General features: G+C 68.9%; 21 protein-coding genes and 3 pseudogenes. 9 read left to right on the top strand and 15 right to left on the bottom strand.

Annotated elements, in window-relative coordinates; translation table 11 throughout:
• A complete protein-coding gene (locus GI374_RS16345; RefSeq protein WP_154338116.1) occupies positions 1-633 on the top strand; it encodes a DUF1190 domain-containing protein in 633 nt (210 codons plus the stop codon).
• A gap of 81 nt (positions 634-714) precedes the next feature.
• On the opposite strand, the gene GI374_RS16350 is transcribed toward GI374_RS16345, so the two are convergent.
• From GI374_RS16350 to GI374_RS16370, 5 genes are all read right to left on the bottom strand, one after another.
• Positions 715-1,992, bottom strand: coding sequence for a hemolysin family protein (locus tag GI374_RS16350; RefSeq protein ID WP_154338117.1), 1,278 nt, complete (start codon positions 1,990-1,992; stop codon positions 715-717).
• A gap of 5 nt (positions 1,993-1,997) precedes the next feature.
• Positions 1,998-2,723: an exopolysaccharide biosynthesis protein gene (locus GI374_RS16355; protein WP_229583432.1), complete on the bottom strand. Its 726-nt coding sequence runs from the start codon at positions 2,721-2,723 to the stop codon at positions 1,998-2,000.
• Positions 2,724-2,791: 68 nt separating this feature from the next.
• Complete coding sequence (locus GI374_RS16360; protein WP_154338118.1) at positions 2,792-4,198, bottom strand: AI-2E family transporter; 1,407 nt, start codon at positions 4,196-4,198, stop codon at positions 2,792-2,794.
• A 100-nt stretch (positions 4,199-4,298) separates the two neighbouring features.
• Positions 4,299-5,522 carry a saccharopine dehydrogenase NADP-binding domain-containing protein gene (locus tag GI374_RS16365; RefSeq protein ID WP_370515419.1) on the bottom strand — a complete coding sequence of 408 codons (1,224 nt, stop codon included), beginning with the start codon at positions 5,520-5,522 and terminating at the stop codon, positions 4,299-4,301.
• Between the two features lie 39 nt (positions 5,523-5,561).
• Positions 5,562-6,605 (bottom strand): carboxynorspermidine decarboxylase, encoded by a 1,044-nt coding sequence (locus GI374_RS16370; protein WP_154338136.1) that lies wholly within the window; start codon positions 6,603-6,605, stop codon positions 5,562-5,564.
• 239 nt (positions 6,606-6,844) lie between these two features.
• On the opposite strand from GI374_RS16370, the gene GI374_RS16375 reads away from it, so the two are divergent.
• A complete protein-coding gene (locus tag GI374_RS16375) occupies positions 6,845-8,380 on the top strand; it encodes an ATP-dependent RecD-like DNA helicase (RefSeq protein ID WP_154338120.1) in 1,536 nt (511 codons plus the stop codon).
• A gap of 207 nt (positions 8,381-8,587) precedes the next feature.
• Here GI374_RS16375 and GI374_RS16380 read toward each other — a convergent pair whose 3' ends face one another.
• Positions 8,588-9,388, bottom strand: coding sequence for an EcsC family protein (locus GI374_RS16380; protein WP_154338121.1), 801 nt, complete (start codon positions 9,386-9,388; stop codon positions 8,588-8,590).
• On the bottom strand, positions 9,385-9,942 hold the full coding sequence (locus GI374_RS16385; RefSeq protein WP_154338122.1) for a GNAT family N-acetyltransferase: 558 nt from the start codon (positions 9,940-9,942) through the stop codon (positions 9,385-9,387). Before GI374_RS16385 ends, GI374_RS16380 begins: the two co-directional genes overlap by 4 nt.
• Before the next feature lie 170 nt (positions 9,943-10,112).
• Here GI374_RS16385 and GI374_RS16390 point away from each other — a divergent pair, with 170 nt between their 5' ends.
• Positions 10,113-11,228 carry a S1C family serine protease gene (locus tag GI374_RS16390; RefSeq protein ID WP_154338137.1) on the top strand — a complete coding sequence of 372 codons (1,116 nt, stop codon included), beginning with the start codon at positions 10,113-10,115 and terminating at the stop codon, positions 11,226-11,228.
• Between the two features lie 3 nt (positions 11,229-11,231).
• Here the strand turns inward: GI374_RS16390 and GI374_RS16395 are convergent, their stop codons facing one another.
• Positions 11,232-11,537: a GNAT family N-acetyltransferase gene (locus GI374_RS16395; protein WP_154338123.1), complete on the bottom strand. Its 306-nt coding sequence runs from the start codon at positions 11,535-11,537 to the stop codon at positions 11,232-11,234.
• 53 nt (positions 11,538-11,590) lie between these two features.
• Entirely contained in the window at positions 11,591-13,393 is a 1,803-nt protein-coding gene (locus GI374_RS16400; RefSeq protein ID WP_154338124.1) for a glucose/sorbosone family PQQ-dependent dehydrogenase, read from the bottom strand.
• A 156-nt stretch (positions 13,394-13,549) separates the two neighbouring features.
• On the opposite strand from GI374_RS16400, the gene GI374_RS16405 reads away from it, so the two are divergent.
• Positions 13,550-14,104, top strand: coding sequence for an NADPH-dependent FMN reductase (locus tag GI374_RS16405; protein ID WP_154338125.1), 555 nt, complete (start codon positions 13,550-13,552; stop codon positions 14,102-14,104).
• A 396-nt stretch (positions 14,105-14,500) separates the two neighbouring features.
• Positions 14,501-15,610 (top strand): annotated as a pseudogene (locus GI374_RS16410) (IS256 family transposase).
• A 29-nt stretch (positions 15,611-15,639) separates the two neighbouring features.
• On the opposite strand, the pseudogene GI374_RS16415 reads toward GI374_RS16410, so the two are convergent.
• Positions 15,640-15,861: pseudogene (locus GI374_RS16415) on the bottom strand (transposase); the annotation flags it as partial.
• Positions 15,862-16,039: 178 nt separating this feature from the next.
• On the opposite strand from GI374_RS16415, the gene GI374_RS16420 reads away from it, so the two are divergent.
• Together GI374_RS16420 and GI374_RS16425 are read left to right on the top strand one after the other, a co-directional pair.
• Positions 16,040-16,399 carry a hypothetical protein gene (locus GI374_RS16420; RefSeq protein WP_195759964.1) on the top strand — a complete coding sequence of 120 codons (360 nt, stop codon included), beginning with the start codon at positions 16,040-16,042 and terminating at the stop codon, positions 16,397-16,399.
• A gap of 47 nt (positions 16,400-16,446) precedes the next feature.
• Positions 16,447-16,698 carry a hypothetical protein gene (locus GI374_RS16425; protein ID WP_154338128.1) on the top strand — a complete coding sequence of 84 codons (252 nt, stop codon included), beginning with the start codon at positions 16,447-16,449 and terminating at the stop codon, positions 16,696-16,698.
• 155 nt (positions 16,699-16,853) lie between these two features.
• Here GI374_RS16425 and GI374_RS16430 read toward each other — a convergent pair whose 3' ends face one another.
• The gene (locus GI374_RS16430) at positions 16,854-17,450 is read right to left on the bottom strand and encodes an SOS response-associated peptidase (protein ID WP_154338129.1); all 597 of its coding nucleotides are present in this window, start codon (positions 17,448-17,450) and stop codon (positions 16,854-16,856) included.
• Between the two features lie 1,239 nt (positions 17,451-18,689).
• Here GI374_RS16430 and GI374_RS16435 point away from each other — a divergent pair.
• Positions 18,690-19,064, top strand: coding sequence for a hypothetical protein (locus GI374_RS16435; RefSeq protein WP_195759965.1), 375 nt, complete (start codon positions 18,690-18,692; stop codon positions 19,062-19,064).
• 545 nt (positions 19,065-19,609) lie between these two features.
• Here the strand turns inward: GI374_RS16435 and GI374_RS16440 are convergent.
• The 3 genes from GI374_RS16440 to GI374_RS16450 all read right to left on the bottom strand — a co-directional run bounded on the left by GI374_RS16440 (position 19,610) and on the right by GI374_RS16450 (position 22,225).
• A complete protein-coding gene (locus GI374_RS16440) occupies positions 19,610-19,975 on the bottom strand; it encodes a nuclear transport factor 2 family protein (RefSeq protein WP_154338130.1) in 366 nt (121 codons plus the stop codon).
• Positions 19,976-20,012: 37 nt separating this feature from the next.
• Positions 20,013-20,540, bottom strand: coding sequence for a hypothetical protein (locus GI374_RS16445; RefSeq protein WP_154338131.1), 528 nt, complete (start codon positions 20,538-20,540; stop codon positions 20,013-20,015).
• A 137-nt stretch (positions 20,541-20,677) separates the two neighbouring features.
• Positions 20,678-22,225, bottom strand: a complete 1,548-nt coding sequence (locus tag GI374_RS16450) for an alpha/beta fold hydrolase (protein WP_154338132.1) — start codon at positions 22,223-22,225, stop codon at positions 20,678-20,680.
• Between the two features lie 236 nt (positions 22,226-22,461).
• On the opposite strand from GI374_RS16450, the pseudogene GI374_RS16455 reads away from it, so the two are divergent.
• A pseudogene (locus GI374_RS16455) lies at positions 22,462-23,169 on the top strand (IS5 family transposase); the annotation flags it as partial.
• Here the strand turns inward: GI374_RS16455 and GI374_RS16460 are convergent.
• Complete coding sequence (locus GI374_RS16460; RefSeq protein WP_370515420.1) at positions 23,091-23,375, bottom strand: ATP-binding cassette domain-containing protein; 285 nt, start codon at positions 23,373-23,375, stop codon at positions 23,091-23,093. The pseudogene GI374_RS16455 and the gene GI374_RS16460 sit on opposite strands and share 79 nt — an antisense overlap.
• Positions 23,376-23,380: the final 5 nt, after the last annotated feature.

The raw sequence follows: 23,380 nt of genomic DNA on the forward strand, positions 1-23,380 counted from the left end.
ATGAAGGATACCCTGACCGACGCTCAAGCGACCCCGCGCCCGCGCAAGCGCTCGCGCCACGTCGCCCTGTTCCTCGCCGGCGCGGCAGTCTTCACCCTCGCCGGCTGCGAGGAAAAGGTTGACGCCGCGGCCTTCCCGGACCTCGAGAGCTGCCTCGCGGAGGCCGAAACGGGCTCGCTCTTCTTCACCGCCGATGACTGCCGCACGACCTTCGCCGAGGCCCAGGCGGCCTGGGAGGAGACCGCGCCGCGCTACGAGAGCCTGGAACTCTGCGAGCAGGAGCATGGCGTCGGCAACTGCGGCGGCGATCCGGTGGCGCAGCAGCAGGGCGGCGGTGGCTTCTCGTTCATGCCGCTGCTGATGGGCTACATGATCGGCTCGATGATGGGCCGTGGCGGCGGGGTCTTCAGCCAGCCGATGGTGCGGACCGGGGACGGCCGCTTCTCGAACCCCGCGGGCAGCCAGACCTTCGCCACCAACCGCGGCGCCGGGCAGGTCGCGCCGGCGACCTTCAACCGCGGCCCCTCGACCCTGGGACGGCCGCCAATGTCGGCGGCGCAGGTGGCGCAGCGGGGCGGCTTCGGGAGTTCTTCCACGCGGGCGACCGGGGCGGCGCGGGGCGCCGGGGGATGATGCGCAGGGTGCGTGCTCCGCACGCACCGGCCATGAACGTCCTGATGGTGCGTGCGGAGCACGCACCCTACGCGGCCGCCGTTACTCCTCGATCCGAGCTACCAGCACCTTGTCGATCCGCCGCCCGTCCATGTCGATCACCTCGATCCGCCAGTTGCCGACCGCGGCCAGGTCGCCGACCTCCGGCAACCGGCCCATGCGGTCGAGGACCAGCCCCGCCACCGTCTCGTAGTCGCGCGGGCTCTCGAGCGCGATCCGCAGGTGGTCGGCGAACTCGTCGGCGGGCATCCAGCCCGCGACGATCAGGCTGCCGTCCTCCCGCGCGGTGATCTTCGGCTCGTCCACCTCGCCATCCGCGAACTCGCCCGTGATCGCTTCCAGCAGGTCCATGGGCGTAACCATGCCCTCGAAATGGCCGTATTCGTCATAGACGAACAGCATCCGCGTCGGCGAGGTCCGCAGCCGCTCCAGGACCTCGAGCGCGCCGAGGCCCTCGCGCACCGTCTCGGCCGGCTCCATCACGGCCTGCGGGTCGTAGGGTCCCCCGGCCTGCCGCTGCTCCAGCAGCGCGCTCAGCGCCAGCACCCCGGCGATGTCGCCATCGGCGTCGCGCACCGGCAGGCGGCCCGTGCCGCTCTCGGCGAAGGCGGTCACGGCCTCCTCGAAGGTGCAGTCGGGGGGCAGCGTCTCGACCTCGTGGCGCGGGGTCATGATGCCACGGGCGTTGCGGTCGGCCACGCGCATGACGGCGGCGATCATCTCGGTCTCGGCCGGCTTCATCACACCCGCGCTCTCGGCCTCGGAGATGATCATCTTCACCTCCTCGTCGCTGACGCCGCCCTCGCTCGTCTTCCCGAGGCCCAGCAGCCGCAGCAGCAGCTTGCCCGAGGCGTCGAGCAGCCAGACGAGCGGCGCGACGACCCGGGCGAGACCCTTCAGGAACGGCGCCACGCGGGCCGCGACCGCCTCGGGCGAGCGCAGCGCGATCTGCTTCGGGACCAACTCGCCCACGACCAGCGACAGATAGGTGATGAGCACGACCACGATGCCGACGCCCAGCGTCTGCGCCATCGAGGCGCTCAGCCCCGCCTGGTAGAGCGCATTGGCCAGCCGCAGGCCCAGCGTCGCCCCCGAGACCGCGCCCGAGAGGATGCCGACCAGCGTGATGCCGATCTGCACGCTCGAGAGGAAGCGCCCCGGCTCCTCGGCCAGTTCGAGCGCGGTGGCGGCGCCGCGGCTGCCGCCCTCGGCCATGACCTTCAGCCGCGCCGGGCGCGAGGAGACGACCGCGAGCTCGGACATGGCGAGCGCGCCGTTGATGACGGTCAGCATCAGGACCGCGAGGATTTCCAGCAGCATCGCGTTCAGCCCCAGGCCTGTCCGATCATGAAGACCAGCGCCGCGATCATGGCCCAGACGACGCCGCCCACGACCAGCAGCGAGGTCAGGCCGAGCATGGTCCCGACGATCACCCACACCCCGTCGCGCTCCAGCACGCCGAGCGCGAGGATCGCGACGGCAAAGCCCGGCAGCATGTTGCCGAGCGGGATCGGCAGGGCCACGACCAGCGCGAGAAGAAAGCAGAAGGCGCCGATCAGCACCTCGGCCGCGGGGCTGACGAGCGGCAGCAGCCGCGGCCGCAGCATCCGCTCGGCCCGCGCCAGCACCGGCACCGCCCGGCCGACGAGGGCCGCGAAATCCTCGATCCGCATCGAGCGCGCGGCCACGAGCTTGGGCAACCAGGGCTGGCGGCGCAGCATCATCTGCGAGGCGAGGTAGACCATCGGCAGGCCCAGCAGCGCCGAGGTGCCGGGCGGCGTCGGGATCGCGTTCGGGGCCGCGAAGAGAAACAGCAGCGCCGCCGTGGCGCGCCCCGGCATCGCCGCGACGATGTCGCCGACCGACACGCGCTCGCGCGTGGTGTCCTCGGCCAGACGGGTCAGGATGTCGGACAGACGCCAGCGGCGCTGAGCCTTCGGCTCGGGCGCGATGCCGCGCCTATGGCCCTCGGGCGGGGCATCGCCGGGGTCGTGCTCGGGCAGGGGCTCGCCCGGCTCGGACTCCGGCTGTTGCGGAATATGCATCTGCATCGGCGCGACATTAGGGCCATCCCGCGCTTACCGCAACGCGTCAACGCCATCCAATCGCGCGCGGGGTATCAGCCGCGCGATTGCGGCGGCACGCCGCCCTCCTCCACCGCCCGCCCGACCGCGGCCACGCGCTCCTCGGCCGCGCCGCTGTCGGGCTCGGCGTCGCCCGCCTCGACCAGCACCCGCGCCGCGCCGCCGTCGAGATCCTTCTCGGGCGGCGTCTCCTCCTCCTCCTCCTCCAGCGCGGGCGGCGGCTCGCCGGCGAGGAAGTTCGCGAATTTCTCCAGCCCCGGAATGTGCCCCGCCAGCACCCGCACCACCACCAGCACCGGCACCGCGACGATCATGCCGATCACCGACCACAGCCAGGCCCAGAGCGCGACCGTCGTGAACACCACCACCGTGTTGATGCGCAGCCGCCGCGACAGGAAATAGGGCGTGACGAACTGGCCCTCTACGAAATTCATCATGACAGAGGTGCCGGCGATGAGGACCGTGGACCACATGTCGCCCGTGACCGTCAGCGCCACCAGGGCGGTGACCAGGGCAACCAGCGTCGGGCCGATATAGGGAACAAAATTCGCAAGGAACATGCCGACCCCGAACAGCACCGGGCTCGGCATCCCCCAGGCCCACATGGCGAGGCCGAAGGCCGCCCCGAGGATCGCGTTGATCAGCGTGATGGCGCCCAGATAGGCGCCGAGGCTGTCCTCGATCTCGCGGAGCGCCATGTAGGCCCTGCGCTTCTCGCCCATCGTGCCGAAACTCTGCACGATCTTGAGGTAGAGCAGATCGCCCGCATCGAGAAGGAAGAACAGCAGGATCAGCGTGAAGGCGACCTGCCCGGCGATTTCGGGGCCGAGGGTCATCAGCGTGCCGGTGACGCTGCCGTTCTCGGCCGTGTCCACCGTGACGGTGATGTCCTGGCCGGCATCCCCGCCGACGACCGCGCCCGTGGCGTCCGTGGTCGTGCCCGCCACCGCCGGGCCGGTCTGCACCGTGGTCGTGCCGTCGGGGCTGGTGCTGACGGTCGTCTCTCCGCCGCCGCCGCCGTCGAGGCCGATGCTCGAGACCGCTTCCTCCAGCCCGCGGAACTGGCTGCGGAGGTCGTGAACCGCCGCTTCGACGCGGGCCGAGATCTCGTCCGAGTTCTGGACGACATTGGTGACGGGACCGGAAACGAGGTAGCCCAGCACCGCCACCGCGACGAGCAGGCTCAGCGTGATGAGGCCCGCCGTGATACCCGACGCGAGGCCGAGGCGGCGCAGCAGGCGGCGCACCGGCGAGAAGACGAAGAACAGCAGGATCGCCAGCGTGACCGGCATCAGGAAGGCCCGCGCTTCGGCCACCATCTGGAAGGCGAGGATCAGGAAGATGCCGATGACCGGCCACCGGGGGAACCGCTTGAGGCGGGCGGAATCGCGGGCGAGCCGGGGAAAGGCCGCGCGCTCAGGCGTCTGCCGCGGTTCCGTCATGTCTGTCACTCTCTCCCCGCGTCCGGCTGCCGAGGGGAACGGCCGCGGCGCGTTGCGGTTCCTGACCGCCGCGCCGCCGCGCTGAGTCCGATCAGAGGCGTCAGATCGGGCGGTCGCCCTCGGCGTCGATCACCCGGGTCGGCAGGCCCATCTCGCCCAGCAGGTCGAGGAAGGGCCGCGCCGGCAGATCCTCGACGTTCGCCATGCGCTTCACGTCCCAGGGCCCGCGCGCGATCAGGATCGCCGCCGCGACCGGCGGCACGCCCGCGGTATAGCTGATGCCCTGGCTGCCGACCTCGGCATGGGCCTCGGCATGGTCGGCGACGTTGTAGATGAAGACCTCCCCCGGTTGCCCGTCGCGGGTGCCTTTCACCAGATCACCGATGCAGGTCTTGCCCTCGTAATCGGGCGCGAGGCTCGCCGGATCCGGCAGCACCGCCTTGACGAGTTTCAGCGGCACCACCTCCAGTCCCTCGGCGGTCGTGACCGGATGTTCCGACAGCAGCCCGAGGTTCTTCAGCACCGTGAAGACGTTGATGTAGTGCTCGCCAAAACCCATCCAGAAGCGCACATCCGCCTGCGGATAGCGGGCGGCGAGCGAGTGGATCTCGTCATGGCCCGACAGATAGGCACTGCGCTTGCCGACCACCGGCAGGTCCCATTCGCGCCCGACCTCGAACATCTCGTTCACGCGCCACTCGCCGCCCTGCCAGGTGTAGACCTTGCCGGTGAACTCGCGGAAGTTGATCTCGGGATCGAAGTTGGTGGCGAAGTAGCGCCCGTGCGAGCCGGCGTTGACATCCACGATGTCGATCGAGGTGATCTCGTCGAAATACTCGTCCTCGGCCAGCCGCGCATAGGCGTTGACGACGCCGGGATCGAAGCCCGCGCCGAGGACCGCCGTGACGCCCGCGGCAGCGGCATCCTCGCGGCGCTTCCACTCGTAGTTGGCATACCAGGGCGGCGCCTCGTTGATCTTGTCCGGCTCCTCGTGGATCGCGGTGTCGATATAGGCGGCGCCCGTCTCGATGCAGGCGTTCAGCACCGGCATGTTCACGAAGGGCGAGCCGACGTTGATGACGATGCCCGCCTCCAACTCTCGGATCAGCGCCGCGACCGCCGCGCTGTCCGAGGCGTCGAGCGTATGGGTCGGGATCGCGGCCTCGTGCCCCTTGGCGCGGATGCCGTCGACGATCGCGTCGGCCTTCGACCGGGTGCGGCTGGCGATATGGATCGCGCCGAACTCGGCCGCCCACTGCGCGCATTTATGCGCCGTGACCTGGGCGACGCCGCCCGCGCCGATGATGAGGACGTTGGGTTTCACTTCGACTGTCTCCTTGCGGTCAGGCGGCAGGGGAAGGGGTCAGGAGAGCGCGGCGCGGAAATCCCCGTAGCCGAACTGCCTGACGGTTCGGACCGTGCCATCGGTCTCGCGGATGGCGATGGCGGGCATCGCGACCCCGTTGAACCAGTTTTTCTTGACCATCGTGTAACCGGCGGCATCGCCCACGCTGATGCGGTCGCCGACCTTCAGCGGCGCGGGGAAGCGCGCATCGCCGAAGATGTCCCCGGCGAGGCAGGATTTCCCGGCGATCTGGTATTCGTGCGCCCCGTCCTGCGGCAGCGTCGCGCGCTCGCGGTAGATCAGCAGGTCGAGCATATGCGCCTCGATCGAGCTGTCGACAATGGCGAGCTTGCGGCCGTTGTCGAGCAGGTCGAGCACCGTGACCTCGAGAGTGGTCGATTGCGTCACCGCGGCCTCGCCCGGCTCCAGATAGACCTGCACGCCGAGGCGGTCGGCGAAGGCGCGCAGGCGCGCGGCCAGGTCCTCCAGCGGATAGCCCTCGTTCGTGAAGGCGATGCCGCCGCCGAGGCTGACCCAGTCGAGCCGTTCGAGCAGGGGCCCGAACTCGCGCTCGATCCGGTCAAGCTGGCCCGAGAAGCCGGCGAAATCGTCGTTCTCGCAGTTGTTGTGGATCATCACGCCGGTGATGCGGTCCATCGCCGCCTCAAGGCGCGCGGGATCCCATTCGCCCAGCCGCGAGAACGGCCGCGCCGGGTCGGCGAGGTCGAAGCCCGAGGTCGAGAAGCGCGGGTTCAGCCGCAACCCGCGGGCGATCCCGGCGGCGGCGGCGGCGAAGCGGTCGAGCTGCCCAAGCGAGTTGAAGATGATCTTGTCGGCATGGCCCACGGCCTCGGCGATCTCGTGATCGGCCCAGGCGACGGAATAGGCATGCGTCTCCTTGCCGAACTCCTCGCGCCCGAGCTTCAGCTCGTAGAGCGAGGAGGAGGTGGTCCCGTCCATGAAGTCGCGCATGTAGGGGAAGGCCGACCAAGTGGCGAAGCATTTCAGCGCCAGCAGCGCCTTCGCGCCCGACGCCTCGCGCAGCGCCGCGATCTTGCCCATGTTCGCCTGCAGCCGCGCCACGTCGATGAGGTAGTAGGGCGTCGGCAGGTCGGTCACTTGGCGCGGTCCTCGCAGGCAGGGGGGTGAGGCGCCGATATAGGGACGCGCCGCCGCCGGTGCAACGCCGCAGCGCGGCGCGCCTTCCGCCACCCTCTTCTTCTGTCTGGAAATATCCGCGGGGGTTCGGGGGCGGCAGCCCCCGGTTTGCGCGGCGGAGCCATGACGGCTAACGTCCCGCGATGGACCACGCCGCCGCCCCGCCCGCCTTCTCCCCCGACCAGACGGCGGCCTGGGAGGCGCTCGAAGCCACCCTCGACGCCGCCGGCGTGGACCTCGACGCAGGCGCCCTCTCGCCCCCCGGCGAGGGCGGAGCCCAGGTCCGCGCCGTCATCGGCAAGGCCGGCTCCGGCAAGACGCTGCTCCTGGCGCAGCTCACCCGCGCGCTGACGGCGGCCGGGGCCGAGGTCGTGTCCGGCGATTACGAGGGCCGCCGCCGCAAGGAACGCCGCACGGTCGCGGTCCTCGCGCCCACCAACAAGGCCGCCTTCGTGCTGCGGACCCGTGGCGTGCCTGCCACGACGATCCACCGCATCCTCTATACCCCGGTCTATGACCCCCAATACGAAAAGCTTGCCGACTGGCTCGCGGGCACCGGCGACCGCCCCGTGATCGAGGGCCTGAGCGCCGAGGCGATGGACCGGGCGCAGGCCTTCTACGCCCGCCATGCCTCGATCCCCGGCGCGCTCGCCGCGGCGGGGCTGCGCGGCTCGGACTTCATCACCGGCTGGAAGCGGCGCGAGGATGCGCTCGACATCGGCCTCGTGGACGAGGCCTCGATGCTGGACGAGCGTCAGTTCGACGACCTGCGCGAGATCTTCCCGACGCTGATCCTCTTCGGCGACCCCGCGCAGCTGGCCCCCGTGGGGCAGTCGGGCGAGATGGTCTTCGACCGCCTCGCGCCGAAGCAGAAGCTGGTCCTCGAGCGCATCCACCGCCAGGCCGAGGGCAACCCGATCCTCGATCTCGCCCATGCGCTCGCCGATCCCGACCTTGACTTCGCCGGCTTCGAGCGCCTCGTCCGCGACGCCGCCGCCCGCGACCCGCGGGTGCAATGGGCCGAGCGGGTCGAGAGCGACCTGATGGCGCGCAGCCCGGTGCTGGTCTGGCGCAACGCCACCCGCGTGCGCCTGATCGCCGCCTTCCGCGCCGCCCACGGCGCGCCCGGCGACGCGCTGCTGCCAGGCGAGCCGCTGATCTGCGACGGGATCGAGCTGCCAATGAAGCACCGCAGGAAGCGCATCGACCTCGAGGCGCGCGGGCTCATCAAGGGCGCGCAGGTGGTCTATCTCGGGCCCGGCCGCAAGCCCGGCTTCGCGCGGCTGCATGTCGTGGGCGCCGAGGACCCGCGCCTCAGCGCCGCCGCGATCATCAAGATCGAGACGCCGGATGTGGAGGAGCCGTTCATCGCCTCGGCGGCGCGGATGGGCGCCGCGTTCCTGCACGGCGCTGCGGTCACGATCCACAAGGCGCAGGGCTCGCAATGGCCGGATGTGCAGGTCTTCGCGCCCGACATCGCCGCGGCGGCCTGGTCGGGGCGCAGCGAGGCCGGCATCCCGCTGTGGAAGCGGCTGGCCTATGTGGCGATCACGCGGGCACAGGAGCGGCTGCACTGGGTGGTGCGGGCGCGGCTGTCGCGGCCATCCGGGCCGCTGAGCGTGGGGGATCTGGATGCGGTGGCGTCGGCTCCCCTGGCGCTCGGGGTGGAGGAGGAGTGAGCGACGCCTCCGCGCGAGGGATTGGGGCGCGGGGCCCCAATCCCGCTTGATCCGATGACGAAGCGGGACAGAGGGTCCGCGCACGCACGAAGGTGGGCGCGGACGCGCCCGCCTGTGGGGCGGGCGGGCGCGGACCCGTCCGCTTTGGCGGACGCGCGGGATTTAGCGGGGAACCCTCAGGCTGCGTCTCTCGGACGCCGTCCTTCCTCACACCCGCTTCACCGCCCGCTTCGCCTGCAGCGCCTCCACCCGCTGCCGCAATGCCTCGAGCAGCGCCTCCTTCGGCAGCCCCGACTCGTCCCTCAGCCGCAGCAGCCCGAAATGCACCCGCGCGACCTGCTGGTAATACCGCGTGAAGGCGTAGTTGATCGACGCCCCGGCGAAGGCGCCGAGCAGCGGCACCGCCTGTGCCGCCAGCTTCTGGCCCAGCGAAGCCGCCAGTTTCGGCGCCACCTTCGCCATCAGCGATTGCAGCGAATGCCCGGTGATCGACAGCTTCGCGGCCAGCAGCCCGAGGTCGGTGCCGTCATCGCCCTCCAGCGGCCCGGCGGCGGCGAAGACGCGCAGCGCCTCCATCCGCGTGTCCTCGTCGTCGGGGTCGAAGCCGTGCTCGGCCGCGATCGACATGATCGCGCGCATCAGCATCGTGATCGTCACCGGCAGCTCGATCATCGCCCCGGCCAGCCCCCCTGCCCCGCCGAGCGCGCCGGTCGTGGTCGAGGCCAGCCGGTTGAACCAGTCGCCCCGGTCCCGCACAACGCCGCGCGAGGCCGCCGCCGCCCCGATCGCCCGCTCGAGCCCGATCAGCGTGATCCGGTCGAGCCGCCCGCGCACGAAGCCGGGCAGCCGCCGCAACGCGCCCTCGGCACCGCCGCCAACGGTCGAGAGCAGCTCCATCGCCAGCCCTCCGGCCGAGACATAGGCGCGGGCCAGCCGGTCGAGCTCGGCGTGCACGGTCGGATCGGTGATCGGCGGCAGGATGTCCTGGCGCGGGGCGGGCACGGTCATTCGGTCTCCTCGGGGCGCAGTTCGACCTCGACGCAGGCTTCGGGCGTGCCGGCGGGGATCGGCGCGGGCGAGAGCGCACGCTCGACCGGGCCGCGCAGGTCAACCCATGCGCCGGGCGCGAGTTCCAGCCCCAGCACCCGGTCGGGGTTGGTCGGCGGCGGCATCTCGACCGCATCCAGCCGGCTGAAGCCGAAGCGCGCGTAATAGGGCGCATCGCCCACCAGCATCACCCGCTCCCAGCCCGAGGCGGCCGCGCGCTCGAGGCTCTTGCGGATCAGGTAGCCGCCCAGCCCCTCCCCCTGCGCGGTCGGGTGGACGGCAATGGGGCCGAGAAGCAGCACCGGCCGCCCGGCGATGCTGACCGGCCAGTAGCGGATCGCGGCCACCATCACGTCCCCCGGATCGCGCAGCACGAGGCAGAGTTCCGCCACCGGCGGCACGCCCTCGCGCAGCCGATAGGAGCTGAGGCCCGTGCGCCCCGGCGCAAAGCACAGGTCGAGCAGCGCCTCGACTTCGGGCGTGTCGTCGGGCGTCTCGGGGCAGAGCTCGTACATGCGCGGGAGCCGTGCAGAAGGCGGGGGGAATGGCAGCGCGCCCGCTAACATGCATGGCGGCGGAGGGGAAGCGCGGGGCGGCGCGGGGCGAGGGAACCCGGCCGCATGCGTGGGTGTTGCGGCCCCATGCTGGCACGAAGACCGAGGACAGCGCCGGGGCGCAGGCAACCATGAGGGGCGGCTCCGGCGCCCGCCTGGCGCTCATCGCAATCGTCGCCGTGCTCGCCGTGCTGGTCTGGCGCGGGCTCCCGCTGATCGAGCGAACCCTCGCGCCGCCGGCCGCGCCGCAGCTCATCGTCGCCCGCGGCGACCTCGCCGACAGCGAGCAGAGCACGATCGCCCTGTTCGAGGGCGCGAAGGACAGCGTCGTCTCGATCACCACCGAGAACCGGGTCGTTGATTTCTGGACCCGCGATGCCGTCAACGTGCCGCTCGGCAGCGGCTCGGGGTTCCTCTGGGACCGGCAGGGCCATGTCGTGACCAACAACCACGTCATCGCGGGCGCGACCTCCGCCATCGTGCGCCTCGCGGATGGCGAGGCCTTTCCGGCGCGGCTGGTCGGCACCGCCTCCGGGCATGACCTTGCGGTCCTCAGGATCGACGCCGGTCCGCAGCAGCCGGCGCCCCTGCCCCTCGGCGGCAGCGCCGACCTGCGCGTCGGGCAGAGCGTCTTTGCCATCGGCAACCCCTTCGGCCTCGACTGGACGCTGACGACCGGCATCGTCTCGGCCCTCGGGCGCGAGATCCCGGGCGAGCGCGGGACCAGCATCCGCGGGCTGATCCAGACCGATGCGGCGATCAATCCCGGCAACTCCGGGGGGCCGCTGCTCGACAGCGCGGGGCTGCTGATCGGCGTCAACACCGCGATCTACAGCCCCTCGGGGGCGAGCGTCGGGATCGGCTTTGCGGTGCCGGTGGACACGGTGAACCGGGTCGTGCCGCAGCTCATCGCGACCGGCCGCTACGCGCCGCCGACGATGGGCGTCCTGTTCGATCCACGCGGCGATGCGCTGCTGCGGCGGGCCGGGATGACGGGGGTGCCGGTTCTCGACGTGGTGCCCGGCAGCCCGGCGGCGGCGGCAGGGTTGCGGCCGCTGGGCGTCACGCGGGACGGGCGGCTGCGCCTCGGGGACGTGATCGTCGCGCTCGACGGCGCAGCGATCCGGGATTCCGCGGATCTCGGCGCCGCGCTCGACATCCGCGAGGCGGGGGCGACGGTGGAACTGGGCCTGCTGCGCGGCGGCGGCCGGACCGAGGTCAGCCTGGTGCTGGCCGAGGGTGGCTAGCCTTCAGCGAGCCAGCACGTCCTGCCATTCCTCGTGGCGTTCGATCTGGGCCTTGGCGAAGGGGCAGAGGGGGATGACCGCGCGGCCCTCGGCGCGGGCATCCTCGACGGCCCGCGCGACCAGCAGCTTGCCGGCCGAACGGCCCCGCATCGCGTCAGGAACATAGGTGTGGTCGATGATGATCGTGCTGTCTCCGGCACGCGAATAGGTCAGCTCGGCCTCGGCGCCGTCCAGCCGCAGGACATAGCGCCCACGGCTCGGCTGTTCCTCGCGCTCGATGGTAGGGGCGTCGGGGCTGATGGATGGCATGGTTCTCTCCGGTGGATGGCGCGGCCGCAATGGGCCGCGCCGGTCTGCATGGGTCAGTTGGCCGCGGGCTGCCCCGCCACCGGCTCGCCGCCGCCCTGGGCTCCGTCAGCAGGGGCATCCGTGGCGGCGGCGTCGGCCGCAGGCTCGTGGCTCGCGGCATCATGCGGGGGCTGGGCCGCATCGCCTCCTGGGGTTGCCTCGTTCCCGGTAGCCGCGCCGCTCCCGGCCTCGCCTTCCGCGGCCTGCGCGTCAGACGCCGGTTCGCCGCTGGCAGCAGCCTCCGCGGGCTGCGCCGCATTGCCGCCTTCAGGTGACGTCGTCGCGGCGGCGGCGCCGCCCTTGGCCTCCGCCTCGGTGGCCTCGGCCTCCGACGCCGGTTGCTGCGCCGGCTGCGCCTCGCTCGCGGGCTGTGCTTCGGCCGCGGTGCCGCCATCGCGCGCGGTATAGACGAGGATTGCGCCGGCGTTCTCCAGCCCCGCCGCGCCCTCGCCTTCGGCATTCTGCACCGCCCCCTGCGAGTCGGTGGCGATGTAGATCGTCCGCCCGTCATCCGCGATCTCCAGGTCGCGCAGGCGGTTCATGCCGAGGTAGTAGCGCGTGAAGTCACCCTCGGCCCCGGCCTTCGGATCGAAGGCGTAGATCGAGCCGTGCTTCAGCGCCGTCATCAGCAGCATGCCCTCAAGCTCCGGCACGCCGCCCTCGTAGAAGTCGATCGAGGACGGCCCGATGCTCGGGCGGCAGAAATAGCCGAAGTCCTCGCAGCCGGGGATCGGCTCGCTCACGGTGAACATGGTGGCGAGCGGCGGCTTGTAGTTCTCGGGCGCCTGCCACTCGGTCTCCTGCTGCTGCGGCACCACCTCGGGCGCGCCTTGCGAGGGGCCGATCCATTGCAGCGACTCGCAGGGCTCGGAGGCCTCGGACCAGTTGGCATAGAGGTAGAAGTTGTCGTCCTGCTGCCCGGCCACATGCGGCCAGCCGTAGTTGCCGCCGGCCTCGATTACGTTGATCTCGTCGTCCGTATCCGGCCCGTGCTCGTTCGAGTAGAGCGTCCCGTCCGGGCCGAAGTCGATCCCCTGCGGGTTGCGGTGGCCATAGCTGAAGATGTGGCTGCGGACGCCGTCGATCTCCGGGTTGTCCTCGGGAATCCCCCCGTCGAGGTTCATCCGCAGCACCTTGCCCTGATAGGCGAACCAGTCCTCGGCCTCGACCTGCTCGGCCGAGGGCAGCGTCTGCGACTCGATCGGATGGCACCAGTTCGCGAGCTGGTTGTGGCCCATGTCGCCGACCGTCAGATAGATCAGCCCGTCGGGTCCGACCTGCATCCGGCCCGAGTTGTGATCGTTGTTGGCCGGAATCCCGGTCAGGATGTCGGTGGGGTTGGAGAGCCTGCCCGTCGCCGCGTCATAGTCGAGCCGCACGACCTTGTTGAAGAGGTCGTGATAGGGATCGGCCTCGTCCGGGCGCGTGGGGTCGGTGCGGGTCTCGTCCTCGTAGGTGACATAGACGAAGACCTGATCGCTGCCATTGCCGAAGTCGGGATGGAAGGCGAAGCCCATGACGCCGGTCTGGGCGCCGCTGGTGATCTCGGGCAGGGCGAACTCATAGGCGCTGATGACGCTGCCGTTCTCGGGGTTGACGCGGCTCAGGCGACCGGCGGTGCGCTCCGTCACCCAGAGCATGCCGTCCGGTCCGAGGCGGATCTCGAAGGGGTTGCCGAGGCCGGAGGCGAGGACCGCCTTCTCGAACGGGAACTCGGCATCGGTCACGTCCTGCGGCGATTGCTGGGCGTTCGCGGCGGACAGCATGGCCACCGCGCTCAGGGCCGTCGTGAGGCAGAGGGATTTCCACACACGCATGGCAGACGCTCCTGTCAGAGGGAAGGGAGCCCGCCGCCGGCGGGCGCGCGAATGCACGGCAAACGCATCCCGCGGCGGCGGCGTTCCCCGCGCGGCGCGGAACTTCGGCCGGGGCGCGCGGTTAGCCGTCTGGAACCCGGCATCAGGAGCGAGATCATGGCGGACAACAAGAATGTGGGCGTGCTGGTCGGCAGCCTCCGCAAGGACTCCTATGCGCTGAAGCTGGCCAAGGCGCTGATGCGCCTGGCGCCCTCCAGCCTGCAGATGACGCAGATCCAGATCGGCGACATGCCGCATTACAACGAGGATCTGGACACCGACAATCCGCCCGAGTCCTGGGCTCGTTTCCGCCGCGAGATGGGGGCGCAGGACGCGGTCCTGTTCGTCTCGCCCGAATACAACCGCTCGCTCCCCTCGGTGCTGAAGAACGCGATCGATGTGGGATCGCGCCCGTATGGCAGCAGCATCTGGGAGGGCAAGGCCGGGGCGGTCGCGACGCATTCGCCCTCGGGCATCGGCGGCGCGCTCTCCAACCACGCGATCCGGCAGGCGACGGTGTTCCTCGGCCTGCCGCTGATGACGCAACCCGAGATGTATATCGGCGATTCCTACAATGTCTTCGACAAGGAGGGGAACATCGTCAAGGACGGCAGCGAGAAGTTCCTGTCGGACTGCATGGCCACCTTCGAGACCTGGCTGCAACGGTTCTGAGGCAAGCTGGCGGTCCGTTTTGGCATGCCTGTGTCGGCGGGGAGGCTTAACTGGCATCGCTAACTGGCCAGCTCGGCGATGAAAGAACCAGAAATAGCCGGGTCTAGCCCCCCTTCCAGATCGCGTTTGTGGTTGGAACTGCGGTCACTGCGCCATCAGCGCCGCCGACGGACCACCAGCCTCCGCGACCCCGGACGAAGACGTCTTCCCAGCCCCCCTTTGCCGCCCAGCGAACGAAGCGGTAGCGTCCAAGCTCGTGGTGTGATTTCGGGGAGCGACGTGGGTGGACTTTGCGGTGGAGATTTCGCTGCCGGTTTCGCCCTGCGTCGGGTGGTCACCGGGCCTGTCGGGAAGGTGCAGTTGATCGACTTCAACCTGACCGAAAGGGAAACCCCGTTGACCAACGACAGACTACCGCTGGCCGAGCTTGCCGCGAAGAGCGGCGATACCGATTTCCTGCGCCTCATTGCCGAGAACGTGCTGCAGCTGATCATGGAGGCGGACGTCGACGGGCTGATCGGCGCTGGCCGCTACGAGCGCGAGCCCCGCCAGACCTGGCGCAACGGCTACCGCGAGCGCTCGCTCGACACCCGACTTGGCACGCTGAACCTGAAGATCCCGAAGATGCGCTCCGGGGCCACTTCCCCGGCTTCCTGGAGCCGCGGAAGACGGTGGAGAAGGCGCTGGTGGCCGTCATCCAGGAAGCCTGGATCAACGGCGTCTCGACGCGCAAGGTCGATGAACTGGTGCAGGCCATGGGCCTGACCGGCATCTCGAAATCGTCGGTGTCCAAGCTGTGCAAGGACATCGATGACCGGGTGAACGCCTTCCTCAAGCGCCCGCTCGCCGGCGACTGGCCCTATCTGTGGCTCGACGCCACCTACCTGAAGGTGCGCGAGGGCGGGCGCATCGTCTCGGTGGCGGCCATAATCGCAGTGGCCGTCAACACGGACGGAAAGCGCGAGATCGTCGGCCTGCACATCGGCCCTTCCGAGGCCGAGCCGTTCTGGACGAGTTTCCTGCGCAATCTGGTGCGTCGTGGGCTGACCGGCGTGAAGCTTGTCATCTGCCGATGCGCACGAAGGGCTGAAGGCCGCCATCACCCGCGTGCTCGGCGCGTCATGGCAGAGATGCCGGGTTCACGCCAGGCGCAACGCGCTCGCCTACGTTCCCAAGGGCCAGCACACGATGGTCGCGGCCGCGATCCGGCAGGCCTTCGACCAGCGCGATCACGACAATGCGGTGCAGACCTGGCGGCATGTCGCCGACCAACTCCGCGCCAGATGGCCGAAGCTGGGAGCGTTCATGGACGACGCCGAAGCCGATGTGGGCGGCATCTTCCCGAACGAGGAGAGCATCGTCCGCCTCATCGGCGCTGTCCTGCTCAAAGCCAGCGACGAGTGGCAGCGTCAGCACCGATACATGCAGGTCGAGGCCATGGCCGATTCGATCCCGCCAGCAACCGAGGAGGAAAAGCCGCTTCAGATTACACCGAAGGCCGCCTGACCAGGACGGCCCGGAACCACAACCGAAATTACACCACGTTGGGCGCGACCAACGAAGCGGTTGTGAGACAGGTCTTGTGCGGCCCGTAGCAGGGCGGCGCGTTCTTCCAGCGGCAACGCTCTCAGGACGTGAACGATCCCGCTGATCACCCGCCTGTCGTCCACTCGCGGAACACCACGCGTGTCTCGTGGCAGCAGCGGCGCCAGCCGAGACATCTGCTCTTCGGTGAACGAGGAAGCGCCGTCGGACATGCAAGCTCCTCCTTGAGAAGCTTGAATCAGAACCGGCTCGCCAACGGAATCCCCTTATGGGCCCCGAGCCTGGGACGGCCTGACTTGCGACGCGGTGAAAGGTTCGACCTGCCGCCTCTACGCGAAAGACCGCGCGAAGGCTCGCACCGTGACAACCATCACCAAAACAGGGAAGCGCATGACGCGCGAGCTTTCGGCCGGGCGTGCGACGGTTCGCCGCGGACTCGGCGTCCTGCAAGCCGCGCTCAACCACGCCCATGCCCAAGGGCTGGTGATCCATCCTATCGCCGTCACCTTGCCTCAGGCTGGAGCGCCCCGCGAGCGTTGGCTTACGTGGTCCGAAGTCGCCCGGCTGATCCGTCACCCCGAGCCGCCCGTGCGGCGGTTCATCGTCCTGTCGATCTACACCGGCCGCCGAGCCTCCACGATCTTGGACCTGATCTGGCCGCGTGTCGATCTGAAGGCGGGGCTGATCCGCTTCCGGGCCGAGGAGCAGGCCGAACAAGCGGCGGGCGGCATCAGCATCCCGCGCCAGTAGAAGGGCCACTGCATCGCTGGTCGCGACGGCGCGGCACTCACGTCATCATGTTCCGGGGCAAGCCTGTTGCCAGCGTCAAGATCGGCATCGCCAAGGCGGCGTCCCGCGCCGGCATCGAGAGCGTCACCCCTCACGTCCTGAAGCAGACGGCGATCACTTGGGCGATCAAGGATGGCCTGCACGTCGAGGATGCCGCCGAATACTTCGACACGTCCCCCGAAACCATCCCGCAAACACTACTGCACCACAGCCCGCACCATCAGGAGAGCGCAGTGGAGATCATCGAAAGGAGGAAATAACCTGTGCAGATAACTGTGCGCGATGAGGCCGCAGTGACTGCTAAGTCATGGTGCTGCGGGAGAGGATTGAAAAATCAATCGATCTATAAAAAACAATGTGTTGCGTGAGTTTCTGGCACGCTGGAAGGGAACGATTCTGGCACGGTGACGTAGCGTTACACGGGGGTCGCGACCAGCCGCAAAGCGCCGTCAGGCAGTGTCTGCTGTAGCTGACGGGCCTCCGCCCAGGGCGCTGTCAACCACGTCTCCCACTCGGCCGGCGCCGTCAGGATCACCGGCATCGCCTTGGGATGGATCGCCGCCACCTCTGCGTTCGGCGCGGTCGTTAGGAAGGCAAACAGGTCGTCGATCGTCACGCCGTCCTTCACCTTGCGGAGCGATCGCCAGCCGCGCGTCTCGACGCCAGCGAAGAACATTTGGCTATCGTCCGCGGCCGCGAACCAGACATTGCAAAGGCCCTTGCCCCGCGGCTCGGCAAACGACGTAATCGGCACCAGGCAGCGATGCTCCGGCCCCAGCCATCGCCGCCAGTGCGGCGAGCCGGTGTTGCGGATGTTGGTCACGCCGGGATCGCGCTCGGTCCTCATGTGCATGGGCGGCGTCGGCATGCCCCACCGCGCCCGGACCAGCTCCAGGCCATCGCCCTCGGGCGTGTGGCGAACGATGGGGGCGAGCTGATCGGGATAGATTTCGCCCGGCTGCAGGTTCCCCGCGCGATCCTGCCAGCCCAGGTGCAGGAAAAGCTGGCGCATGGCCTCCTGCGTCGTGGTGTTGCTGTAGAGATTGCACACGGGCTGGAACTCCTCACGGCGGCCGAAGGGCAGGTGCGGCGAGCTATACCAAGCCGCAGTGGTGCCGTCTGCCAGCTCGAGCCAGGGATGCGCCTGCAGGAACGCGTGAGCGTCGCCGGGATCTCGAAAATAGATCGCGACCGTATCGGGGCGAGGACTGGCCGGTCGCCGTGGATCGCGTGTTCTGTCCGCCCGACCTCCCGATCTAGCCACTCATGGAGCGGCCTCATCCTCGCACCGAAGCCGATAGCCGGCACGACCACGAGCATCCGCACTGGAAGGCTCGATCATCTATCATCTTCTGCGGGGTCGACCGGCGAGTCACGGCCGGAACATAGGAAGAACATTGGCCGCGGAGCAAGGCTCCAGCCGTTCGGCGGCAGCAACCCTCTACGCGGCGTGTCGAGCGTCTGGCCGGCGCCTCAGGTCTCGTCATCGGGGCAGGTTATGGGGAGAGCGCCAGCAGTGCGTGGCCCGGAGGACCACAGCCAGAAGTGGATGTCGGCTGCGGAGAGTTGGCGCCGCCGCTAGAAGCGTTGCTTGCCTGTGCCGTCCTCGTTTCGAGCAGCCGTGGTGACCGACACCGACAAGGTCCGGCCATGCCTTAAAAAACCAGAAAACACGTCCGCAATGGGGCGTATCAGGGCAAATCACTTTCGGCCGAGAGGGAAGGATCTTGATAACATGGTTTCCGCTGATTGGGGGGCTGGGCTCTCCAGGGCCCCGATGTCTCATTATCGGGTCACCCGAGGGAAGCTATCAGAGCAAAATGACCCATTATATAGAGACTTGCCCCGTTCGAGCACGGCTGGAGGCGTGGCATGGGGCATCAGATGGGCTACGATCCCAACTACGCTTCCCTTTCGGGCGTCTGTGCGGTCGCGAATACGGACGTTCCGTCCGCGGGGAGGTTGTGGCGCCAGAAGGCACCTCCATCGACGCGCGCGGGATCTTCTAGGACTTCGACGTAGCCGAATGAGCCGTCGCCCGTGGCAGCTGGTCGGTCGACTTAAGCGCCATGGCTGGGCGGGACCTGCGGGAGGTCAGCCATTCCTGCTGCTTGCCGGGCGCGGCATGAGCTGCGCGACCCACCTCCATTCCCAATTTCTCGAATAGACCGAGCACGCCATCCGCGTCCCGAGGGTCCCCGAGCACCAGATCGAGAACGCGATTGCCTGCCCCGCCGAAGAGGCGAAGGTGGTGGCCGAGGGCGCGGGCGCCGCCGGCATTGCGGCGCTGCTGACCTACCCCGAGCTCTTCCGCGGCCAGCGCGTCGGCGGGCCGATCTGCGGCGCCGACATCGACAACCGGGCCCTCGCCTCGGTCCTCCAGCGCGTGATGTTCCGCGACGGGCGCCTGATGCGCCTCGCGCTCAACATTCCCGACCGCCCCGGCGTGCTCGCCGACATAGCCGGCCGGATCGGCGCGGTCGCGGCGAACATCATCGAGGTCTCCCACCATCGTCTCCTCACCTCGCCCAGCGTCCAGGCCGCCCGCCGAGAGGTGATGTTCGAGGCGCGCGACGCCACCACAGCGAGGATGTCGTCGCCGCTCTCCAAAACCATTACGCAGTGACCCTCTATAGCGTCATCCGCCAGCAATAAGGTTGAGTGGAAACATAAGCGCACTGAGCCTCGTCAGTTTCTCAGGAAGCGTAGGCCACCTGCCCGCGGTGCCACCGAGCGGATGATCTTCGACCACGGCGGCTGGTTCGACCGTAATGCGGCCGTCGGCTGCAATGCTCGCCGCGCTTGCTTGCACGATACGGTGTGACCTCGTCGCCGCGTCAATCGGCCCATGGCCGACGGTCGTCCCGAGCGTGGCCTCGCAGTGCGACTTTCCCGAAGCCGACCTTCGTGTTCCCTGCAGCACTGTCCGGCAGCAACGCGGAGAGAGCGATTACTCGTCCAACGCCCATCCGGAGTCAACTAAGGCAGCTACTCCTCGTTTCGCTCATGGGGAAAGAGAGTGGCAGTGGCCGGCTCGTTCGCACCCAAGAGTGTCCGGTGGCGTTGACTGGGAGCCGACCAGTGACGAGGCGGTCTATGGTGCGTCCGGGTGCGCTGCAGAAGCCGCTCATCAGGCCACGGGCGCGGTCGTATTCCGCGGGTTTGCGCAGCTCACTCGTCCCAAGCCTGCACGAGCGTCTGCCGGGCGATCCTTCCGTCTCCGAGTTCCACCGTCGCGATACAGAAGACCTTGGTGCCGTCCGGATAAGCACAGGATTGAGTGAAGGCGAGTCGGTCACCTTCGGTGACGGCGAAATCCACCGCATGGGTGATGGCGCGCGAGCAGATGTCGTCCCAGTAGGTCGCGATGGCGGCACGGCCGCTCACCACGCGCGGATGGCTCGGCGGATTGTTGCGATCGATCATCCGGACCTCGGCATCATCGGCGTAGAGGCTGGCAAGCCGACGGGCATCGCGGTTCTCGATTGCATGCTTCAGGCCCTCGGCGCTTACGCGCTCAGCTGTCGTGCCCTGCAAGGCATCCTCCTCGGAATAGGCCCCCGCGGCCGAGTGTCTATTCGACCGGGATCATGAGATGGGCATAAGGCGTGCCGGCCCACATGACGTAGGGCATCGTCGTGTCGGGGCTGGGCTCCTCGGAGTAGCCCGACATTGCGTCTCCCGCGTTCACGACCATCACGTGCGGACCGGTTTCGATCCAGTTGTTGCCCGCCGTCGGTCCCGCGGCATAGGGGTCGGTGTTGCTGGCATCCGTTCCGCCGGCCAGCATGTAGATGAAGCCGATCCGGTCCGCTGGCGGCTCAGCCTTGTTGATCCAGGCCATTACCCAATCCATCGCGTTTGCGTCGCCGCACATCGGGTCGGGGCCGGGTGTTACAGGGTTGTCGGGCATGCACCACCAGCCGTTGCTGCCTTCACGCAGCGTGGTCATCGCGCCACTCTCGTCGAAGCCGTGGATCGTGGCCCCGGCGGCGACCGCGGCCGGCGCGGCGGATTCCGCGCTCTTGATCATGTCGGTGGCCTCCTGCGCCACGGCCGGGAGCGCAGTGCCGATCAGAGCAAGGATGAGGATTCGGGACATGGCAAGCCTCCATCGCAGGCGCCGCTCCGGGCTGAGGATCGGCCCGAACGGCGAACTCGGGGGCAGTCTGCCCCAAGCGCTCCGGGTTCCGCTTGCACCGAACGGGCTATGACGACGATGGCCCGATCGGGCCAGTCTCAGGCGCCCTCGCTGCGCGCCAGCAGGGCGGCGGCAGCGGCGCGCGAGGGCAGATCGAGCTTGAGAAGGATGTTGGCAACGTGCCGTTTGACCGTATGCGCAGAAAGCTCCAGCCGCCCGGCGATCTCGTGATTGCTGAGCCCTTCGGCCACCAGCGCGAGAACCTCCCGCTCGCGTTGGGTGAGAGGCGCGAGTTCAGGATCTCGCCGTGGAACGCGGCGCGCCCGCCCGAGATGCTGCTCGGGGACGAGCCGTTCGACCGCCACAAACGCGCCGTCGATCCGAACCTCTCCCCACGTGGCAAAATGCTGGCCTGCGCCGAAGGCAACCTCTGCGGCGACGGTCGAGACCAGCACGATGCCGGAGGCCGCCTGCCCGGCCAAGGCAAGGGCAATTCGCGCTATGCTGCCATAGGCGGCACTCTCGCCGGGCAGGACCTCGCCCACATGCACGCCCTGACCCAACCCGATCCCCAGCGAGCGCGCGAGATCGTTCAGGATCTGCGCGCAAGCCAGCGCCCGCGAGGGCCCGTCGAAGCGCAGCAGCCGGCCTTCGGGCCCTGATGCCATGACGGAACCGCCAAAGCATCGCGCCTCGTTGGAAAGGCGTGCGTCGAATCCGGCCATGCGCTCAGCGAGTTCAGCGTCAAGAAGCGCCCGCCGGGACGCACCCGTCACACGCAGGGCGAGGAGAGCCGCAAGGCTCCGCTCGGGCATGGTCGATGGCGTGGTGCCGGTCAGGAACTCTTCGATGGCATCGACGACGGCGTCCGTGTCACCGGTCCAGATCAGGTGATCGCGCCCCTCCAGCCAACGCAACGCCGCACCGGGGATATGCCGCGCAAGGTATGATGCCGCCTCGGGGTTCACGCGGGCATCGTGACGACGGTGCAGGATCAGGGTTGGCACCCGGATGCGGGGCAGGATTGCCCGCAGGTCGATGGCTGCGTTCATACGGGCCAGCGCGATCGCGGCGGTGGGGCTGCAGGACAACCTCTCGAACCGCGCCCACCCAGCCTGAAGCTCCGGATCGACCGACCGCCCAGGGGCGAAGTTCCGGAGCGTCCTGCCCTGGCCCCAACTCGTTTCGGCCTGCGTTACGAAGCGCTCGACCGCCTCGCTGTCCTGCACCCAGCGGTGAAAGCAGGCATAGCCGCCATAGAGCACCAGGGCCCGCAACCGCTCAGGATGAGTCGCTGCGAAAAGCAGCGACAGGGGTGCGCCCTCGGACGCGCCGAGAAGCGCGGCCCGCCCGCTTCCGGCCGCGTCCATGACCGCCCGCACGTCATCCGTGCAGGTTGCGAGATCGGGAAGATGGACAGGATCAACCCCGTCCGACAGGCCCGTGCCACGCTTGTCGAGCTGGATCAGCCGAGTAAATCCCGACAAGCGGCGCAACATATGGGCATAACCCGGATCCTCCCAGTGAAGGTCGATGTTCGAGAGAAATCCGGGCACGAAGACGAGATCAATGGGCCCCTGACCCACCGCCTGGTAGGCGATCCGCAGGTCGCCGCTCCGGGCGTAGCGCGTCTGGGGGAGCTTCATCGCCGTGGCTCACCTGCTATGCGGGCGATTGTAGCACCGGCCGCAGATTCCCGCACTCCTCGAGCGCGGCGTCCGGTCCGTTTGCTGACGATTGTCTTGGCGATCACCTCATATCGCGGATCGAGGTGCTCACGCCGTTATCCCGCCCCGCCGGAATGCAAAGCCATGGAAGGGGCTCTGTTGCACAAATCCCTTCAGGGATTCACGTCGCGAATCCAGCATGGTAGCTGGTCGACATGAGCAGACCCACACGCCTGACCTACAAGACCAGGAACTGGCCGGCCTACAATGAAGCGCTCAAGCGCCGGGGCTCGCTGACGATCTGGTTTGACCCAGAGATGATCTGGGAGGCGGCGGCGACGGGTCGACGTGGCCGACAGCAGACCTACAGCGATGCCGCCATCCAGACCTGCCTCTCCATGAAGGTGCTGTTCGGCATGGCGTTGCGGCAGACGACCGGGTTCGTCGAGAGCCTGCTTCGCCTGGTCGGCCTCGACTGGACGGTGCCTGACTTCAGCACGCTGTCGCGGCGCAAGAAGACTTTGGCCGTCAACATCCCGTATCGGGGCTCCGGGGGGCCGATGCACCTGCTGATCGACAGCACCGGGATCAAGGTCGAGGCCGAATGGCACGCGCGCAAGCATGGCGGCCCCAGGCGCCGGGTCTGGCGCAAGATCCACCTCGGGATAGACGAGGAAACGCTGGAGGTCCGGGCCGTCGAGATCACCGGGAGCCACATCGGTGACGCCCCGGTCCTGCCCGATCTGCTCAACCAGATCCCGGCGGACGAAGAGATCGGCAGCGTTACCGCAGACGGCGCCTACGACACCCGCAAGTGCCACGATGCGATCGCCGACCGCGGCGCTCACGCCGTGATCCCGCCCCGCAGGAACGCAAAGCCATGGAAGACCGTCACGCGGAGCTTCGCGTCGAGGTTCGAGAGCGGCTCGTCGAAGAGGAACGCCTGCGGCTTCCTGACGATGGCGCGGCCCATCGCCACCCGCTGCCGCTGGCCGCCCGAGAGGGATTGCGGCTTGCGGTCGAGGAAGGGCTCGATCTCCAGCACCCGCGCCGCTTCGATCACGCGGGCGTCGATCTCGGCCCGCGGCGTCTTGCGGTTCCTGAGTCCGTATTCGAGGTTCCCGCGCACCGTCA

Source organism: Paracoccus sp. S-4012, from assembly GCF_009674885.1.
Classification (GTDB): Bacteria; Pseudomonadota; Alphaproteobacteria; order Rhodobacterales; family Rhodobacteraceae; genus Paracoccus.

What these genes read in the sequence shown, in the direction of transcription:
- GI374_RS16425 (WP_154338128.1), top strand. Translation starts at nt 16,447, where the DNA reads ATGTTCCGGGGCAAGCCTGTTGCCAGCGTCAAGATCGGCATCGCCAAG.
- GI374_RS16400 (WP_154338124.1), bottom strand. Translation starts at nt 13,393, where the DNA reads ATGCGTGTGTGGAAATCCCTCTGCCTCACGACGGCCCTGAGCGCGGTG.
- GI374_RS16445 (WP_154338131.1), bottom strand. Translation starts at nt 20,540, where the DNA reads ATGTCCCGAATCCTCATCCTTGCTCTGATCGGCACTGCGCTCCCGGCC.
- GI374_RS16355 (WP_229583432.1), bottom strand. Translation starts at nt 2,723, where the DNA reads ATGCAGATGCATATTCCGCAACAGCCGGAGTCCGAGCCGGGCGAGCCC.
- GI374_RS16405 (WP_154338125.1), top strand. Translation starts at nt 13,550, where the DNA reads ATGGCGGACAACAAGAATGTGGGCGTGCTGGTCGGCAGCCTCCGCAAG.
- GI374_RS16345 (WP_154338116.1), top strand. Translation starts at nt 1, where the DNA reads ATGAAGGATACCCTGACCGACGCTCAAGCGACCCCGCGCCCGCGCAAG.
- GI374_RS16450 (WP_154338132.1), bottom strand. Translation starts at nt 22,225, where the DNA reads ATGAAGCTCCCCCAGACGCGCTACGCCCGGAGCGGCGACCTGCGGATC.
- GI374_RS16375 (WP_154338120.1), top strand. Translation starts at nt 6,845, where the DNA reads ATGGACCACGCCGCCGCCCCGCCCGCCTTCTCCCCCGACCAGACGGCG.
- GI374_RS16385 (WP_154338122.1), bottom strand. Translation starts at nt 9,942, where the DNA reads ATGTACGAGCTCTGCCCCGAGACGCCCGACGACACGCCCGAAGTCGAG.
- GI374_RS16430 (WP_154338129.1), bottom strand. Translation starts at nt 17,450, where the DNA reads ATGCGCCAGCTTTTCCTGCACCTGGGCTGGCAGGATCGCGCGGGGAAC.
- GI374_RS16420 (WP_195759964.1), top strand. Translation starts at nt 16,040, where the DNA reads ATGACGCGCGAGCTTTCGGCCGGGCGTGCGACGGTTCGCCGCGGACTC.
- GI374_RS16380 (WP_154338121.1), bottom strand. Translation starts at nt 9,388, where the DNA reads ATGACCGTGCCCGCCCCGCGCCAGGACATCCTGCCGCCGATCACCGAT.
- GI374_RS16370 (WP_154338136.1), bottom strand. Translation starts at nt 6,605, where the DNA reads ATGGGCAAGATCGCGGCGCTGCGCGAGGCGTCGGGCGCGAAGGCGCTG.
- GI374_RS16390 (WP_154338137.1), top strand. Translation starts at nt 10,113, where the DNA reads ATGAGGGGCGGCTCCGGCGCCCGCCTGGCGCTCATCGCAATCGTCGCC.
- GI374_RS16350 (WP_154338117.1), bottom strand. Translation starts at nt 1,992, where the DNA reads ATGCTGCTGGAAATCCTCGCGGTCCTGATGCTGACCGTCATCAACGGC.
- GI374_RS16395 (WP_154338123.1), bottom strand. Translation starts at nt 11,537, where the DNA reads ATGCCATCCATCAGCCCCGACGCCCCTACCATCGAGCGCGAGGAACAG.
- GI374_RS16360 (WP_154338118.1), bottom strand. Translation starts at nt 4,198, where the DNA reads ATGACGGAACCGCGGCAGACGCCTGAGCGCGCGGCCTTTCCCCGGCTC.